Below are 17176 nucleotides of genomic sequence, written 5' to 3'. Positions count from 1 at the left end.
CAGCCATGACTGAACCTGCCGGAGCACCGGACGGACCCGCGGTGATGACCGAGGTATTCGACGCCGTCTACCGCGGGGAGAGCCCGTTCGGCAAGCGCCCGCCGTGGGACATCGGGGCGCCCCAACCCGTCTACGTCGCCCTGGAGAAAGCGGGGCTCATCCGCGGCACGGTGCTCGACGCGGGCTGCGGCACCGGTGAGGACGCCCTCCACCTGGCGGGCAAGGGCTACGCGGTGACGGGGCTGGACCTGTCCCCGACAGCGATCTCCCTCGCCCGGGACAAGGCCGCCGCACGCGGACTCGGCGCTGTCTTCGAAGTCGCCGACGCCCTCGACCTCACGGGCTACGAAGGGCGTTTCGACACCGTGATCGACTCCGGCCTCGCCCACACCTTCGAGGGCGACAGGCTGCACGCCTATGCGGCGGCCCTGCACCGCGCCTGCCGCCCGGGGGCGGTGGCGTACATCCTCTCGATCAGCGACCGGGGATCCGCGCAGATGCAGGCGCGGCTCGCCGAGGCCATCGAGGAGATACCGGCGCCGCTCCCGGACGACGCCGCGCCTTGCGCCCTCAAGCGCTCCGCCGACCACTTGCGCGACGGCTTCGCCGACGCCTGGACGGTCGAGTCGATCGACGAGGCCCTCATGCGCGGTGTCATCCCGACCACGTCGGAACTCCTCGACGTGCATGCCTGGCTCGGACGTTTCCGCCGTAGCTGACCGTGACCACCGAAGACGGCCCCTGAGAAGGTGATGAACGATGAAGGTGCGAGTAGGCAAGTGGCTGCGGACCGTCGCGCCTTCACCGGCCGGCCGGGCGGCCAGACGCGCCTTCCCGCAGGCCGGCACCTCCCCGGCCCCGCCGAACTGGGCCGGGGCCGCCCGCACCGCCTACCGGTTCGGCTGCGTCTACGCCGGCCTGTACTGCCTGACCACCCCGCAGGTCTACCTGGCCCTGCGCGGGGGCGGAATGGGGCGTCTGCAGGAAGCGGCCGACGCCTGGGCGAAGCTCTGGGCGATACGCCCGGTGCGGAACTGGATGTCCGTCCGGGTCCTCGGCAGGGAGCTGGGTGACCGCTTCGACGGCGGCGACGACCCGCACACCTGGGCCGGGCAGCTCTGCTGGCTCGCGGGCGCCGCCGCCACCACGCCGGTCTGGTACGTGCTGGACCGGCACCGGACGGACTACGCGACGCTGGACAAGTGGTTCCGCCTGGCCGCCCGTTTCTGCCTCGCGGGACAGATGTTCTCCTACGGCGCGGCCAAGGCGGTCCCGCTCCAGTTCCAGCTGCCGCCGTCCAAGCTCGTCGAGCCGCTCGGCGAGCTCAGCCCGATGAGCCTGCTGTGGGCGCAGACGGGATCCTCGACGCCGTACCAGATGCTGCTCGGCTGTGCCGAGATCGCGGGCGGGCTGCTGCTCATCGTGCCGCGCACGGCGTCGCTGGGCGCGCTGCTGTCGGCGGCGGAGATGGCCCAGGTGCTCCTGCTCAACATGACCTTCGATGTCCCCGTCAAGGTCCACTCCTTCCAACTGCTCCTGCTGAGCCTGCTTCTGCTGGCCCCGCAGGCGCCTCGCCTGGCCGAGGCCATGCTCACGCAGCGCCCGCTCCCCGCGGCCACCCCCGCGGACCTCTTCCGTTCCCGCCGGGCGAACCGGATCGCCACCGCCCTCCAGGTCGGGGCCGGACTCTGGCTGCTCGGCGCGCAACTGCGCAACGACTGGACGTTCTGGAAGAACCACGGGGGCGGACGGGAGAAGCCCGAGTTGTACGGCGTCTGGGACGTCACCGACTTCTCCGTCGACGGCGAGCAGCACCCGCCTGTGACGACCGACGGCCGACGCTGGCGCCGAGTCGTGGTGGACTCCGTCGACGCCGTGGCCATCCAGTACATGGACGACTCGCTCGCCCCCTGCATGGCGGCGATCGACATGAACGCCCGTTCGGTCGCCCTGACCAGGATGGCCGACCCGAAGTGGCAGGTGACGTTCGCCTTCGAGCGCCCGGCCGACGATCACCTGATCCTGGAGGGCAAGGCCGACGGCTGCCACCTCCGCCTGCACCTGCGCCGCCGCGACCTCGGCACCTTCCCGCTGGTCGGCCGTGGCTTGCACTGGGTGCAGGAGAACTCGTCCCTGCGGTAGCGGACCTGTCTGCCGAGCGGCCCTCGCGGGGCGGTGGCCACGCCGTCCACGGAAGGAGAACAACGGATGAGCGTGGACGTGGAGACGCTGGCCGCCGAGGTGCGAGGACCCGTCCTCACGCCCGGCAGCCGGGAGTACGACGAGGAACGGGCCGGTTTCCAGGCCGGCTTTCGGCACCGCCCCGCCGTCGTCGTCGGCGCCACCCGCCCCGAGGACGTGCGCGCCGCGGTCCGCTTCGCCGCCGAGCGGAGGCTACCCGTCGCCGTGCAGTCCACCGGACACGGCATCGTCACCGCCCTGGACGGCGAGGGCGTCCTCATCACCACCCGCCGGATGAAGGCCGTCGCGGTGGACGCCGAGGCCAAAACCGTCACAGCCCAGGCCGGCGTGCTGTGGGGAGAGGTCATCGAGCAGGCCGCCCCGCACGGTCTGGCCCCCGTCAACGGCTCGGCTCCGCACATCGGCGTCGTCGGCTACCTCCTCGGCGGCGGTATCGGCCTGCTCGGCCGCCGGACCGGTTACGCCAGCGACTACGTCCGCGCCTTCGACCTCGTCACTGCGGACGGCGCGCTGCGCCACGTCACGGCCGGCTCCGACCCCGACCTGTTCTGGGCGCTGCGCGGTGGCGGCGGCAACTTCGGCGCCGTCACCGCCGTCGAAACCGCCCTCGTGCCGGTGACGCGGCTCTACGGCGGCGGCCTCCACTTCGCCGCGGACCACCCCGTCGACCTGCTGCACGCCTACCGGGCATGGACCCTGACGCTGCCCGAGGAACTCACCTCCTCGATCTGCCTCATGACCAGCCCGCCGTGGCCGTCAGTCCCCGAGCCCCTGCGCGGACGCTATGCCGCACACGTGCGGATCGCCTTCACGGGCTCCGCCGAGGAGGGCGAACGGCTCGTGGCGCCCCTGCGGGAGCTCGGCCCGCGGCTGATCGACACCGTCCGGGAGATGCCGTACGCGCAGGTCGGCACCATCTACCAGGACCCGCACGTCCCGCACGCCTACTTCGGTGGGAACGTCCAGCTGCGCGAACTCGATCCCACGGCCCTGCGGACCGTCGTGGACGTGGCCGGGCCCGATGCGACCGTGCCCTGCAGCGTCGAGATCCGTCATCTCGGCGGGGCCTTCGCCCGTCGGCCCCCCGACCCGGGCGCGGTCGGCGGCCGGGACGCCGCGTACATGCTGCGCGTGATGACCGGCGGTACGGCCGCGCCGTCCACGGTCGCCCGGCCGGTCCACCAGCGCGTCTACGACGCCCTGAAGCCCTGGACCGTCGGCCGGAGCCTCAACTCCGTCTACAACGACGGTGCCCCGGTCTCCGAGGAGCAGGTGCGGGAACTCTTCGCGGCCGAGGACTTCGAGCGGCTGCGACGCGTCAAGACGCTGCACGACCCGCACAACCTGTTCCGGTTCAGCCACAACATCCGCCCGAGCACAGCGCTTGACGTAGCGCCGCCGTGATGTCGGACGGCCTTCATGGCGGACTCCGTGCGGCGCCGGGCGTTTCGAGCACGCCCCGCGGCGACGACCGGGCTGCCCGCGCACGAGGAAGGATCCTGCATGTCCGGCACAGCGGTTATATGCCGCCGCCCGTGACTACTGGCTGCGACGGGTGCCCGAACTCCTGGTCCCGCATCAGGCAACGGGCGCTCCGGTACCAGCTCACCCCGACATCAGGGGTCGCCGCTCTTGAGGCCGCGCCTCGTGTCGCGCCGTCCTGGAGACCGGTCGCGGTGCGGCGCGGCCCGGATCGAGGCAGCAGAGCTCGGCTTGACCGCCTGGGGTCGGCCTGCGCCTGCGCCGAGACAAGGCCGGGTACGCTGCGCTCGGCCGGTGCCTGTCCACGTTGGGGCCTTGGGCCCCGCCGAACGCAGCAGTTGGCGTTCTGTTGTTTCTGAAGACCTTCAGATGTCCCGGAAGGTCTCGATCTGTGCCCCGATCGAGTTCAGGCGCTCGGCGAGGTCCTCGTAACCGCGGTTGATGACATACACGTTGCGCAGGACGGACGTGCCCTCGGCGGCCATCATCGCGAGGAGGACCACCACGGCGGGGCGCAGGGCCGGTGGGCACATCATCTCGGCGGCGCGCCAGCGGGTGGGGCCCTCCACCAGGACGCGGTGCGGGTCGAGGAGCTGGAGGCGGCCGCCGAGGCGGTTCAGGTCGGTGAGATAGATGGCGCGGTTGTCGTAGACCCAGTCGTGGATGAGGGTCTTGCCCTGGGCGACGGCGGCGATGGCCGCGAAGAAGGGCACGTTGTCGATGTTGAGGCCCGGGAACGGCATCGGGTGGATCTTGTCGATCGGCGCCTCCAGCTTGGAGGGCCGCACGGTGAGGTCCACCAGGCGGGTACGGCCGTTGTCTGCGACGTACTCCGGCGTGCGGTCGTGGTCGAGCCCCATCTCCTCCAGGACCGCCAGCTCGATCTCCAGGAACTCGATGGGCACCCGACGCACCGTCAGCTCGGACTCGGTGACGACGGCCGCGGCCAGCAGGCTCATCGCCTCGACCGGGTCCTCGGAGGGGGAGTAGTCCACGTCGACGTCGATGTGCGGCACGCCGTGCACGGTCAGCGTGGTCGTGCCTATGCCCTCCACCTTGACGCCGAGTGCCTCCAGGAAGAAGCACAGGTCCTGGACCATGTAGTTGGAGGAGGCGTTGCGGATGACGGTGACGCCGTCGTGCCGGGCGGCGGCCAGCAGCGCGTTCTCGGTCACCGTGTCGCCGCGCTCGGTCAGCACGATGGGCCGGTCCGGGCGCACGGAGCGGTCGACGACGGCGTGGTACTGCCCCTCGGTCGCCGCGACGTCGAGTCCGAAGCGGCGCAGCGCGATCATGTGCGGCTCGATGGTCCGGGTGCCCAGGTCGCAGCCGCCGGCGTACGGCAGCTTGAAGCGGTCCATACGGTGCAGCAGCGGGCCGAGGAACATGATGATCGAGCGGGTGCGTACGGCGGCCTCCGCGTCGATGGCGTCCATGTCCAGCGCGGCCGGCGGGACGAGTTCGAGGTCGACGCCGTCGTTGATCCACCGGGTGCGGACGCCGATGGACTGGAGTACCTCCAGCAGGCGGTAGACCTCCTCGATGCGGGCGACCCGGCGCAGCACCGTACGGCCCTTGTTGAGCAGTGAGGCGCACAGCAGGGCCACGCACGCGTTCTTGCTCGTCTTGACGTCGATCGCACCGGACAGGCGGCGGCCGCCGACCACCCGCAGATGCATCGGACCGGCGTAGCCCAGTGAGACGATCTCACTGTCCAGGGCTTCACCGATTCGGGCGATCATCTCAAGGCTGATGTTCTGGTTGCCGCGCTCGATGCGATTGACGGCGCTCTGGCTGGTACCGAGAGCCTCGGCGAGCTGCGTCTGCGTCCAGCCCCGGTGTTGCCGGGCGTCACGGATGAGCTTGCCGATGCGTACGAGGTAGTCGTCTGCCATGGGGTTGAGGTTATCTCAGATATGAGATGGCGCATGCCGGGGGGTCTGTTGGAGTGACATGCCGTCAACGGCCTCTGTCCTGCTTGAGGAATCGCGAGGAAAGTCGGCGCAAATCACCCAATGTCAGAAAATTCCTGTCTGCTTGAGTTTGGTCGAGTCGGTCAGGACCGTGATCCCGGTGATCCGGTCCTCGGTGACGGTGAACGCCATGACCGACAGCGGGACGCGGTCCTCGCTCCAGGAGACGATCCCGGGAAGGCCGTTGACGAGCACCTCTCGCCCCAGCGTGGCCGCGCCAGCGGCGACCTTGGTGGCGCCAAGGACGACGACCACACCGTCGGGGCCGTCGACGGTCAGCCTCACCTCGGGGTCGAGCACGTGCAGCACCCCTGGAAGTCGCCGTGGCGGGCCGCCGCCAGGAAGGCTCGGACCACCTCTCGCTGCTCCCGTCCGACGGCGATCGGACGCTCTGTCACCTGCACCTTTCTGCGGGCGCGGCTGGCGAGCATCTTGGCGGCGTTCGTCGACCTGCCGAGGATCCGGCCGATCTCGTCGAAGGGCACCGCGAACAGGTCGTGCAGCACGAACGCCAGTCGTTCGCTCGGCCCGAGGGACTCCAGGACGACGAGAAGGGCGAGCCCGACCGAGTCGGCGAGCGCCATGTCCTCCTCCGGCGCGCGGCTGTCGTCGACCGTCACCACGAGCTCGGGCAGCCGGTCGTCGTAGGGCGCCTCGGGGCGGGACTGGCGCGATCGCAGGACGTCGAGGCTGATCCGGCCGACCACCGTGGTCAGCCGGCCGGCCAGGTTGTGGATGGCCGCCGCGTCCTGGCGCGAGAGCCGCAGCCACGCCTCCTGGACCACGTCCTCGGCGTCGGCGTGTGAGCCGAGCATGCGGTGGGCGACCGCGCGCAGACGATCGCGCTGGGCCTCGAACGCCTCGGTCACCGGGTCCGTCGGGCTGCTGTCGGACATGTTGTTAACGGCTGCAGCCCGTGCGTGTTCGGCGGAGTCGCGTCGGCGAAGAAGCGCGGGGAGACTGAGGAGCGGCTGCACCACGTGGTCGCGTGGCGTGAGACGCCCTTCTTCACCGAGCGCGAGCGGGCGGCGCTCGCGCTGACCGAGGCCGCCACCCGGATCCAGGACGGCGCGCCGGGTGTGACCGACGAGATCTGGCCAACTTCTTCAACCGGATCAACCGCACGACCCGGGACCAGGCCGGCAGGACCTGGTGACCTGAGCGGGGCCCATCCGTGAGCCGGGGCATGACCATCCAGCGCCCATGTACTAGAGTTATCTCGACATCGAGATATCTGCCGAGGCGCACCGCGGCCGCACGCATACATCGGTCTGGGAGTAAGGGTTACCTAACTTAGCCTTACCTTAGCGGATGGGCCAAGCTCGCGTGGCGGCAGGATGCGGTGGTACGCGCACATCAATGAAGGAGACTGTCGTGTCGGCGAACAGCTTCGACGCCCGCAGCACGCTGCAGGTGGGCGACGAGTCGTACGAGATCTTCCGGCTGGACAAGGTGGAGGGCTCGGCCCGCCTGCCGTACAGCCTCAAGGTCCTGCTGGAGAACCTGCTCCGCACCGAGGACGGCGCCAACATCACCGCCGACCACATCCGTGCCCTCGGCAACTGGGACTCGCAGGCCCAGCCGTCGCAGGAGATCCAGTTCACGCCGGCCCGCGTGATCATGCAGGACTTCACCGGCGTGCCCTGTGTCGTGGACCTCGCGACCATGCGTGAGGCCGTCAAGGAGCTCGGCGGCGACCCGGCGAAGATCAACCCCCTGGCCCCGGCCGAGCTGGTCATCGACCACTCCGTCATCGCCGACAAGTTCGGCACCCCGGACGCCTTCGGCCAGAACGTCGAGCTGGAGTACGGCCGCAACAAGGAGCGCTACCAGTTCCTGCGCTGGGGCCAGACCGCCTTCGACGAGTTCAAGGTCGTCCCGCCCGGCACCGGCATCGTCCACCAGGTGAACATCGAGCACCTGGCCCGCACCGTCATGGTCCGAGGCGGCCAGGCGTACCCCGACACCCTCGTCGGCACCGACTCCCACACCACCATGGTCAACGGCCTCGGCGTCCTCGGCTGGGGCGTCGGCGGCATCGAGGCCGAGGCCGCCATGCTCGGCCAGCCGGTCTCCATGCTGATCCCGCGCGTCGTCGGCTTCAAGCTCACCGGCGAGCTGCAGCCCGGCACCACCGCCACCGACCTGGTGCTCACCATCACCGAGATGCTGCGCAAGCACGGCGTCGTCGGCAAGTTCGTCGAGTTCTACGGCGAGGGCGTGGCCGCCACCTCCCTCGCGAACCGCGCCACCATCGGCAACATGTCGCCCGAGTTCGGTTCCACCGCCGCGATCTTCCCGATCGACGACGAGACCCTGAACTACCTCAAGCTCACCGGCCGCTCCGAGCAGCAGGTCGCGCTCGTCGAGGCGTACGCCAAGGAGCAGGGCCTCTGGCTGGACCCGAAGGCCGAGCCGGACTTCTCCGAGAAGCTGGAGCTCGACCTCTCCACGGTCGTCCCCTCCATCGCCGGCCCGAAGCGCCCGCAGGACCGTATCGTCCTCGCGAACGCCGCCGAGCAGTTCAAGCTGGACGTCCGCAACTACGTCGACGTCGTCGACGAGGCGGGCCAGGAGTCCTTCCCGGCCTCCGACGCCCCGGCCGTCTCCCCGAACGGCGCCCCGTCCAACCCGGTCACCGTGACCGCCCCCGACGGCTCGACGTACGAGATCGACCACGGTGCGGTGACGGTCGCGGCCATCACCTCCTGCACCAACACCTCCAACCCGTACGTCATGGTCGCCGCCGCGCTCGTCGCGAAGAAGGCCGTGGAGAAGGGCCTGACCCGCAAGCCCTGGGTCAAGACCACCCTCGCCCCGGGTTCCAAGGTCGTCACCGACTACTTCGACAAGGCGGGCCTGACCCCGTACCTCGACAAGGTCGGCTTCAACCTGGTCGGCTACGGCTGCACCACCTGCATCGGCAACTCCGGCCCGCTGCCGGAGGAGGTCTCCAAGGCCGTCAACGACCACGACCTCGCCGTCACCTCGGTCCTCTCCGGCAACCGCAACTTCGAGGGCCGGATCAACCCCGACGTCAAGATGAACTACCTGGCGTCCCCGCCGCTGGTCGTCGCGTACGCCATCGCGGGCTCCATGAAGGTGGACATCACCAAGGACGCCCTGGGCACCGACCAGGACGGCAACCCGGTCTTCCTGAAGGACATCTGGCCCTCCGAGGCCGAGGTCAACGACGTCGTCGCCAACGCCATCGGCGAGGACATGTTCTCCAAGTCCTACAGCGACGTCTTCGCCGGCGACGCCCAGTGGCAGGCGCTGCCCATCCCGACCGGCAACACCTTCGAGTGGGACCCGGAGTCGACGTACGTCCGCAAGCCCCCGTACTTCGAGGGCATGACGATGGAGACCACCCCGGTCTCCGACATCACCGGCGCCCGCGTCCTCGCCAAGCTGGGCGACTCGGTCACCACCGACCACATCTCCCCGGCCGGCGCCATCAAGGCCGACACCCCGGCCGGCAAGTACCTCACGGAGCACGGCGTCGAGCGCCGCGACTTCAACAGCTACGGCTCCCGCCGCGGCAACCACGAGGTCATGATCCGCGGTACGTTCGCCAACATCCGCCTGCGCAACCAGATCGCGCCGGGCACCGAGGGCGGCTACACCCGCGACTTCACGCAGGAGGGCGGCCCGGTCTCCTTCATCTACGACGCCTCCCAGAACTACCAGGCCGCCGGCACCCCGCTGGTGATCCTGGGCGGCAAGGAGTACGGCTCCGGCTCGTCCCGCGACTGGGCGGCCAAGGGCACGGCCCTCCTCGGCGTCAAGGCCGTCATCACCGAGTCGTACGAGCGCATCCACCGCTCGAACCTCATCGGCATGGGCGTCCTGCCGCTGCAGTTCCCGGCCGGCCAGTCGGCCGACTCGCTCGGCCTGACCGGCGAGGAGACCTTCTCCATCACCGGCATCACCGAGCTGAACGAGGGCACCACGCCGAGCACGGTCAAGGTCACCACCGACACGGGCGTCGAGTTCGACGCGGTCGTCCGCATCGACACCCCCGGTGAGGCCGACTACTACCGCAACGGCGGCATCATGCAGTACGTGCTGCGCAGCCTGATCCGCAAGTAAGCCGCGGCACAGGGCAGTCGAGGGCCGTGTCCCCGGTTCCGGGGGCACGGCCCTTCGCCGTGTCCGGGTCCGGCCCGCCAGGGTCGTACCGAGTTCACGGTGCGGTCGGGCGGTCCGCTGTGACCAGCCACGACGTGCTGCGCAGCCGTACCGTGCCGTCCGCTGTCAGGTGGTCGCGCAGATGGTCCGTCAGGGTGCGGCGGGCGCGGGCCCGTGCCGTCGTGTCGGCCTGTTCCAGAAGGAAGCGGCCGGGGCCCGTGCCCAGCAGGAAGTCCGCCGCGTCCTCGGCTCCCTGGCCCCATGCCCCGTCGGCCTGCGCCTCCGTGATGGTGATGCCGGTGAGGCCGGCCGCGGTGAGGACGTCACGGATGCGGTCCGGAGCGGCCAACGAGAACATGCCGGGCAGTCCCGGCCTGCCGAAGTCGCCGACCGGCAGGAAGTCGCGCAGTGACGCCACCGCCGTCACCCAGCCGTTGAGCCCGGCGTCTGCCGGACAGACGAACGCCAGGCGTCCGCCGGGGCGCAGCGCCCGGCCGACATTGCCGAAGGCCGCCACCGGGTCGGCGAAGAACATCACCCCGTAGCGGCTGATCGCCGCGTCGAACGCCCCCGCCTCGAAGGGGTACACCTGAGCGTCGCCCTGGACGAAGGAGACGTTGGTGATGCCCTCACCCTCCGCGCGGGAGCGCGCCTCGGCCAGCATCGGGCCGGAGAGGTCGAGGCCCAGCGCGCGCCCCCGGGGTGCCCGGAGCGCGGCGAGGCGCGTGGTCTGCCCGGAGCCGCAGCCGAGGTCGAGGACGCGGTGTTCCTCCGTGATGCCGGCGGCGTCGAGCAGTGGCTCGTCGAAACCCTCGTTCACGGCGTTCCAGCGGTCCTGGTGGCGGGCCCAGTGGACGCCTTCCGGACCGTTCCACGCCTGCGCCTGCTCGGTGTTGACGATGTCCGGCACGGGTGCCTCCTGTGAGGGATGACCGGGAATGGGCGTGCGCCCAAACAGTATGGGCGCATGCCCAAACTGGCAATCCCCGCTACCCTCCGGGGAGTTGCGCACCTTGACCCGGAACGCGAGAACGGAGAACGACCCATGTCACCGCGCGGAGTGGCGACCCCGGACGTACGCGAGCGGCTGTTCGCGGCCGCCGAGCGCGTCGTGGACAAGGGTGGGCCCGGCGCGCTCACCAGCAGGTCCGTCACCGCGGAGGCGGGCTGCGCCAAGGGGCTGTTGCACGCGCACTTCGCGGGGTTCGACGAGTTCGTGGCCGAGCTCTGCCTCGACCGGTTCGCGCGGACGGCGGCACAGGCACAGGCGCTGTCGGGGCGCGCCGGACAGGGCACGGTGGTGGGCAATCTGGAGGCCGTCGCCCTGGCGCTGTTCGACTCCGGCGGTCCCGCCCTGTCGGGCCTCGCCATGAGCCGCCCCGCGGCCGCGCTGCGCATCCGCGAGGCCCTGGAGGGCGGGGCGCCCGGCTTCACCGCGATCCAGGAGGCCATCACCGCCTACCTGGACGACGAACGGAGACTCGGCCGTGTCGCGGAGACCCTCGACCCGCACACCGCGGCCCTCGCCGTCGTCGGCACCGCCCACCACCTGCTGATGACCAGCTGGCCGGGCACACCCGACCCACGGCCCGCCATGACGCGCCTGGTGGGCGCGTTGGTGGCGGACTAGGCGACGACGGCGGCGCAGACGAGGGTCGCGGCGGCGAGGCTCCCCCAGAGGGCGGCCGGGCCGTGCGGTGCGAGGGCGGTGATGACCCCGGGGAGATGGCGAGGCCGAAGCCCGTGGAGAGCTCGAAGCGGGCGAGGCCGCGTCCCAAGACGTGGGCCGGGGCGAGGTGCATGACGAGCGCCGTGGCGCTGCCGGCGTAGATGATCTCGCCGATCGTGCAGACCACGGACACCGCGGCGACGGCCGGGGCATCCCAGCCGTGCCCCAGTGAGGTGGCCGCGAGGAAACCGACGAAGGACAGGGAGAGCAGCCCGCCGGCGAGAGCCGGCACGGCCCGCCGGGAGTAGCGGGACAGCGCCACGGTGACCGGTAGTTGCGGGGTCACCACCAGCACCGTGTTGGCCGCGAAGACGGCCGCTGCCCAAACCGGGGACGTGTCCAGCCGCGTCACCAGGATCAGCGGGAGCGCGATCTCGGGGACGCTCAGGCAGAAGACGTGGACGACGTCGGCGGCCAGCAGCGTGCGCCCAGGACCTCGTACACCTCCGCCGGCCATGTGCCCATGCCGGAGCCGGCTCCTTTCGCCGGACCGGATCCGGTTGGTTACGCCCGCATACCGGCCTGCAGGACGGCGAACACCCCACGGGCGCGCGTGCCCTCCGGTGTCTCCCAGGCGCCGGTGACGTGACCGATCGCTGCCCGGGGACGGCCGTCCGGCGCGGGCCGCAGGAGCCGGTGCAGGCGGAGTGTCGTGCCGTCCGGTGCGGTCAGTGAGGTGGCTTGCCGGTCGTCTGTCGCGGTGACGTCCGCCGAGAGGGGGCCGTCGCCGGTGAAGGAGACCACGACCTCCCGGTCGGGCGTGTCGCTGAGGCTCTGGTGCTGGGCCTGCGCCCGTCCCTCGACCAGGGCGAGCAACTGAGCGACCAGCACGGGGTCGTGGCAGCCGTCGTAGGCCCAGCGCCGCCCCAGCACGCCGTGCTCCATGGTGCCCACGAGGGCGTGCTCCGCCCCGTCGAGCGGAGTGCCGCGATAGGTGAGCGGTACCAGGTAGGTGGTCGGGGCGGAGCCGGAGGTGTCGGTGACCACCATGAACTCGATCCCGACCTCGCCCTCCGGATCGTCCAGCCGGAAGCCGCCCGCCTTGGCCAACTCCGGTTCCGCCGCTGCCCCCCGGTACCAGGGACGGGACGGCAGCCAGGCGGTGAGCAACTCCAGCTTGGTCGGCCTGAGTTCGGTGTGGTGGATGACGGCCATGCCGAGGATTCCCTTGCGTCGCGGCGGACTTCTGCCCCCACACCTTCGCATCCGCGCGGCGCGGAGAAGAACGCCGCCCCCGCGTCAGGCGTTTACAAGTGCGCCGTGCGGCGCTACCTTCCGCCACAGAGGGGTGGGAGCGCTCCCATCCGGTGGACCGGAACCCGCCGCACCGGAGCCCTCCCGCCCCCGCATCCGCACACACCCCACCCGCACGGTCCGTACATGGAAGGACGGACTGATCTGTCATGATCATGACAAATTCGGCTGCACACCCCCACCTGGCGGCCCGGTCGGGCTTACGCCTCAAAGCCCTTCTCCTCGTTCTCGTCTCCCTCCTCGCCACCATCCCCGCCATCGGTCTGGTCGTCTCGACCGGCGGTGAGGCGAAGGCGCACGGCACCCCGATGAAGCCCGGCAGCCGCACCTTCCTGTGCTGGCAGGACGGCCTCACCGACACCGGGGAGATCAAGCCGATCAACCCGGCCTGCCGGAACGCCCAGCAGATCAGCGGCACCACGCCGTTCTACAACTGGTTCTCCGTGCTGCGCTCGGACGGCGCCGGCCGCACCCGCGGCTTCGTGCCGGACGGCGAGCTGTGCAGCGGCGGCAACACCAACTTCACCGGCTTCAACGTGCCGCGCGACGACTGGCCGCTCACCCATCTGACCGCCGGAGCGACGGTCGACTTCTCCTACAACGCCTGGGCGGCGCACCCGGGTTGGTTCTACGTCTACATCACCAAGGACGGCTTCGACGCGACCCGGACGCTCACCTGGGACGACATCGAGGACCAGCCCTTCCTCTCCGTCGACCACCCGCCGCTCAACGGCTCCCCGGGCACGGTCGAGGCCAACTACTCCTGGTCCGGCAAGCTCCCCGAGGGCAAGTCGGGCCGCCACATCGTCTACATGGTGTGGCAGCGCTCGGACAGCCAGGAGACCTTCTACTCCTGTTCCGATGTCGTCTTCGACGGCGGCAACGGCGAGGTGACGGGCATCAAGGAGCCCGGCAACCCGACCGAGCCGGTGCCCGGCCAGTGCTCCGCCACGCGTCGTACGACGGGCAGTTGGAACGGCGGCTACCAGTCCGAGGTGACCGTCACCAACACCGGTGACGTCCCGATGCTCGGCTGGATGGTCGACTGGACGCTGCCGAGCGGCCAGTCGGTGGACAGCCTCTGGAACGGCAGCGCCACCTACACCGGCCAGAACGTGATGGTCCACAACGCCGGCTGGAACGGCTCGCTCAGTCCGGGCCAGAGCACGACCTTCGGCTACGTCGTCACCGGACCCGGCGGTGACAGCGCGACGACCCTGCCCTGCCGGGTCGGCTGAAACCCCGCTCGACGCGCGCTCGGCGCGGACCCGGTGGCGCGGGCCGATCCGCCACCGGGTCCGTACCGTTTCGGCTCAGGGGGAACCCAATTCCCCCGCCAGCCACAGCAGTTGGCGTCGCACCTGGACTCCCTCGCCGCCCTCGTGCCCGTTGAACGGATACGCGTGCATCTCCCTGCGCGGCGACGCCCCCGTCAGCTCCCCGTACCGGTTGTAGGCCGCGTAGGTCCCGCTCGGCGGGCAGACGTTGTCGCGCAGGCCGGTGCCGAAGTGCGCGGGCGCGTGGGCGCGGCGGGCGAAGGAGATGCCCTCCACGTAGGAGAGGGTGCGGCGGGCGGCCCGCTCGGCGCCGCGGTGGACCGCGAGATACCCGGTGATCTCGCCGTAGGGCCCGGCGTCCGTCAGGTCCAGGGCGCGGTGGATGCCGCACAGCAGCGGCGCGGTGACGATGGCCGCCGCGAGGTCGGGGACCAGCCCGGCGACGGCGAGGGCGAGCCCGCCGCCCTGGCTGTTGCCGACGGCGGCCGTGCGGGCCGGGTCGACGCCGGGGAGTGTCCGGACCGTCGTCACCGCGCGAACCGCGTCCGTGATCAGCCGCCGGTAGTGGTAGTCGCGCGGGTCGAGCAGTCCGCGCACGGCCGGGCCGGGCCCGCCGGGGGCGTGCGCGTGCGGGTCCGGGGTGGCGCCGCCGTCGCCGTACTGGTCGCCCTGGCCGCGGTTGTCCATCAGCAGATGGGCGTAGCCGGCGTTGACCCAGGTGAGCCGGTCGTGGGGGAGGCCCCGGCCGCGGCCGTAGCCCGCGTACTCGACGACGGCGGGCAATGGGTCGGTCGCGCCGGCCGGGACGCTGAACCAGGCCCGGACCGGGTCCCCGGCGAAGCCCCGGAAGGTCACGTCCCAGGTCCGGGTGAGGCGCAGCCCGGTCTCCACCGGGCGCATCGACACCAACGGGTCGTGCTGTGCGGCCTCCTTGAGGGTCTGCTGCCAGAACTCGTCGAAGTCGGCGGGCTCTTCGAGGTCCGGGCGATGGCGTTCCAGCTCCGGCAGCGGCATATCGAAGGCGGGCACGGCGCACCTCGCAGGAGTCGGAGTCGACAGGGAAACTTGCGGAGACGGCGAGCGGTCGGTCTGGCGGGTTCTACCCCGCCGCGGGTGGCTTCCAACGTCCCCTTCGCATCAGGGGAATCTGCCGCATGACCCATTGACAGCGCTTTCTCGGTGCCCATAGGTTGCCGCGAAGTTACCGGTAAGCGCTCGAAAGTTTCGGTTCCGCGTCCCCACTCCGGGAGGCCCGAGCATGAGCACGTCCACCACGCCGGCTCCGCCGCCCGGCACCCAGGACCCACCGCCACCGAAGACCGGAGCACCGCCCGTACGCCCGTCCCCGCGGCGCGGCTGGCGGCGGGCGCTGCGCCGCGACTGGCAGCTGTACTCGCTCGTCGTGCTGCCGCTGGCGTTCTTCCTGGTGTTCCGCTACCTGCCGATGATCGGCAACGTGATCGCCTTCCGCCGCTTCGAGCCGGGCGGGTCGATCCTCGGCGAGCAGTGGGTGGGGCTGCGCTATGTGCGCATGTTCCTGTCCGACCCCACCTTCTGGCAGGTCTTCCGCAACACCCTGTGGCTGGGCGCGCTGACCCTGCTGTTCTGCTTCCCGGTCCCGATCATCCTGGCGCTGCTGCTCAACGAGGTGCGCCGCACCGCGCTGAAACGCTTCGTGCAGTCGGTGTCGTACCTGCCGCACTTCCTGTCGATCGTGATCGTCGCCGGTATCACCATGCAGATGCTCGCCACCGACGGCCCGGTCAACCACCTCCTGGGCTGGTTCGGCCACGATCCGGTCCGCTTCATCCAGGAACCCGAGTGGTTCCGCACGATCTACGTCGGCTCGGAGGTCTGGCAGACCGCGGGCTGGGGCACGATCCTCTACCTCGCCGCGCTCACCACCATCGACGAGGACCTCTACGAGGCCGCCCGCATCGACGGCGCCAACCGCTGGCAGCAGACCTGGCACGTCACCCTGCCCGGCATCCGCCCCACCATGATCACCCTGCTGATCCTCAACATCGGCACCTTCATGGCGGTCGGCTTCGAGAAGATCCTGCTGCTCTACAACCCGCTGACCTACCCGACCGCCGATGTGATCTCCACCTACCTCTACCGGACCGGTGTGGAGTCCAACAGCTTCAGCTACGCCGCCGCGATCGGCCTGTTCGAGGCGGTCATCGGCCTGGTCCTGATCACCTCCGCGAACCAGCTGTCGCGCCGCACCGTGGGGACGAGCCTGTGGTGAGACCGAGCCGTTCCTACCGCGTCTTCCAGGGCGTCAACGGGGTGATCCTCACCCTGGTCGTCATCGTCACCCTCTACCCCTTCGTCAACATCGTCGCCCGCTCCTTCAGCGGCGAACGCCACATCCGGGCCGGTGAAGTCACCCTGTGGCCCAAGGGGTTCGACCTCACCACCTACCGGATCGTCTTCACGGACGAGACGTTCTGGCGGGGCTACGGCAACACGGTGTTCTACACCGTCGTCTCCACCGCCGTGGCCATGGTCCTGACGACCTGTTACGCCTACGTACTGTCCAAGAAGCACCTCAAGGGGCGCGGATTCCTCGTCGGTGTCGCCGTGTTCACCATGTTCTTCTCCGGCGGACTGATCCCGAACTACGTGCTGATCACCAGCCTCGGCCTGAAGAACTCCGTCTGGGCGATCGCCCTGCCGAACGCGATCAGTGTGTTCAACCTGCTGGTGATGAAGGCGTTCTTCGAGAGCCTGCCGTCCGAGCTGGAGGAGGCCGCGGAGATCGACGGGCTGAGCACCTACGGCATCCTGCTCCGGATTGTGCTGCCGCTGTCCAAGGCGGTCATCGCGACGATGGTGCTCTTCTACTCGGTGTCCTTCTGGAACTCCTGGTTCCAGGCGTTCCTCTACATGGACCGCACCGACCTCATGCCGGTCACCGTCTATCTGCGCAACCTCATCGCCGGCGCCACCGGCGCCACCAACGCGGGCGCCACCACCGAACAGGGCACCCAGGTCGCGGCGAACATCCAGGCCGTCACGATCGTCCTCACCTCACTGCCGATCCTGTGCGTGTACCCGTTCGTCCAGCGCTACTTCGTGTCGGGCGTGATGCTCGGCGCGGTCAAGGGCTGAGCCGGATGCCC

General features: G+C 70.3%; 12 protein-coding genes and 3 pseudogenes. 9 read left to right on the top strand and 6 right to left on the bottom strand.

Translation table 11 applies throughout. The features are described 5' to 3' along the window. Positions 1–5: 5 nt before the first annotated feature. From ACH5AC_RS14590 to ACH5AC_RS14580, 3 genes are all read left to right on the top strand, one after another. Positions 6–719, top strand: a complete 714-nt coding sequence (locus ACH5AC_RS14590; RefSeq protein ID WP_398862094.1) for a class I SAM-dependent methyltransferase — start codon at positions 6–8, stop codon at positions 717–719. 40 nt (positions 720–759) lie between these two features. Beyond that, complete coding sequence (locus ACH5AC_RS14585; RefSeq protein WP_398862093.1) at positions 760–2142, top strand: DoxX family protein; 1383 nt, start codon at positions 760–762, stop codon at positions 2140–2142. A gap of 66 nt (positions 2143–2208) precedes the next feature. Continuing rightward, positions 2209–3606 (top strand): FAD-binding oxidoreductase, encoded by a 1398-nt coding sequence (locus tag ACH5AC_RS14580; protein WP_398862092.1) that lies wholly within the window; start codon positions 2209–2211, stop codon positions 3604–3606. 443 nt (positions 3607–4049) lie between these two features. Here ACH5AC_RS14580 and ACH5AC_RS14575 read toward each other — a convergent pair whose 3' ends face one another. Together ACH5AC_RS14575 and ACH5AC_RS14570 are read right to left on the bottom strand one after the other, a co-directional pair. Beyond that, positions 4050–5579 (bottom strand): helix-turn-helix domain-containing protein, encoded by a 1530-nt coding sequence (locus tag ACH5AC_RS14575; protein WP_398862091.1) that lies wholly within the window; start codon positions 5577–5579, stop codon positions 4050–4052. A 123-nt stretch (positions 5580–5702) separates the two neighbouring features. After that, positions 5703–6553, bottom strand: a pseudogene (locus ACH5AC_RS14570) (sigma-70 family RNA polymerase sigma factor). 3 nt (positions 6554–6556) lie between these two features. Here ACH5AC_RS14570 and ACH5AC_RS14565 point away from each other — a divergent pair. Next, positions 6557–6813: pseudogene (locus tag ACH5AC_RS14565) on the top strand (carboxymuconolactone decarboxylase family protein); the annotation flags it as partial. Between the two features lie 218 nt (positions 6814–7031). Continuing rightward, positions 7032–9749, top strand: coding sequence for an aconitate hydratase AcnA (acnA, locus tag ACH5AC_RS14560; protein WP_398862090.1), 2718 nt, complete (start codon positions 7032–7034; stop codon positions 9747–9749). A gap of 94 nt (positions 9750–9843) precedes the next feature. On the opposite strand, the gene ACH5AC_RS14555 is transcribed toward acnA, so the two are convergent. Beyond that, positions 9844–10698 carry a class I SAM-dependent methyltransferase gene (locus ACH5AC_RS14555; RefSeq protein ID WP_398862089.1) on the bottom strand — a complete coding sequence of 285 codons (855 nt, stop codon included), beginning with the start codon at positions 10696–10698 and terminating at the stop codon, positions 9844–9846. A gap of 135 nt (positions 10699–10833) precedes the next feature. Between ACH5AC_RS14555 and ACH5AC_RS14550 the strand changes: the two genes are divergently transcribed. Further along, positions 10834–11418, top strand: coding sequence for a TetR/AcrR family transcriptional regulator (locus ACH5AC_RS14550; protein ID WP_398862088.1), 585 nt, complete (start codon positions 10834–10836; stop codon positions 11416–11418). Here ACH5AC_RS14550 and ACH5AC_RS14545 read toward each other — a convergent pair. Both ACH5AC_RS14545 and ACH5AC_RS14540 read right to left on the bottom strand, forming a co-directional pair. After that, positions 11415–11971, bottom strand: a pseudogene (locus tag ACH5AC_RS14545) (MFS transporter); the annotation flags it as partial. The gene ACH5AC_RS14550 and the pseudogene ACH5AC_RS14545 overlap by 4 nt on opposite strands. Positions 11972–12021: 50 nt before the next feature. Beyond that, positions 12022–12672: a 1,4-alpha-glucan branching protein gene (locus ACH5AC_RS14540; RefSeq protein ID WP_398862087.1), complete on the bottom strand. Its 651-nt coding sequence runs from the start codon at positions 12670–12672 to the stop codon at positions 12022–12024. Positions 12673–12926: 254 nt separating this feature from the next. On the opposite strand from ACH5AC_RS14540, the gene ACH5AC_RS14535 reads away from it, so the two are divergent. Continuing rightward, a complete protein-coding gene (locus ACH5AC_RS14535; protein ID WP_398862228.1) occupies positions 12927–14009 on the top strand; it encodes a lytic polysaccharide monooxygenase in 1083 nt (360 codons plus the stop codon). A 75-nt stretch (positions 14010–14084) separates the two neighbouring features. Here the strand turns inward: ACH5AC_RS14535 and ACH5AC_RS14530 are convergent, their stop codons facing one another. After that, positions 14085–15077, bottom strand: a complete 993-nt coding sequence (locus ACH5AC_RS14530) for an acetylxylan esterase (protein ID WP_398862086.1) — start codon at positions 15075–15077, stop codon at positions 14085–14087. 229 nt (positions 15078–15306) lie between these two features. Here ACH5AC_RS14530 and ACH5AC_RS14525 point away from each other — a divergent pair, with 229 nt between their 5' ends. Continuing rightward, positions 15307–16299: an ABC transporter permease gene (locus tag ACH5AC_RS14525; RefSeq protein WP_398862085.1), complete on the top strand. Its 993-nt coding sequence runs from the start codon at positions 15307–15309 to the stop codon at positions 16297–16299. Beyond that, on the top strand, positions 16293–17165 hold the full coding sequence (locus ACH5AC_RS14520) for a carbohydrate ABC transporter permease (protein ID WP_398862084.1): 873 nt from the start codon (positions 16293–16295) through the stop codon (positions 17163–17165). Before ACH5AC_RS14525 ends, ACH5AC_RS14520 begins: the two co-directional genes overlap by 7 nt. Positions 17166–17176 lie beyond the last annotated feature (11 nt).

Source organism: Streptomyces sp. NPDC018693 (assembly GCF_044391385.1).
Classification (GTDB): Bacteria; Actinomycetota; Actinomycetes; order Streptomycetales; family Streptomycetaceae; genus Streptomyces.
Note: the sequence above shows the minus strand (reverse complement) of the source record. Positions and strands in the feature narration are given on the sequence as shown.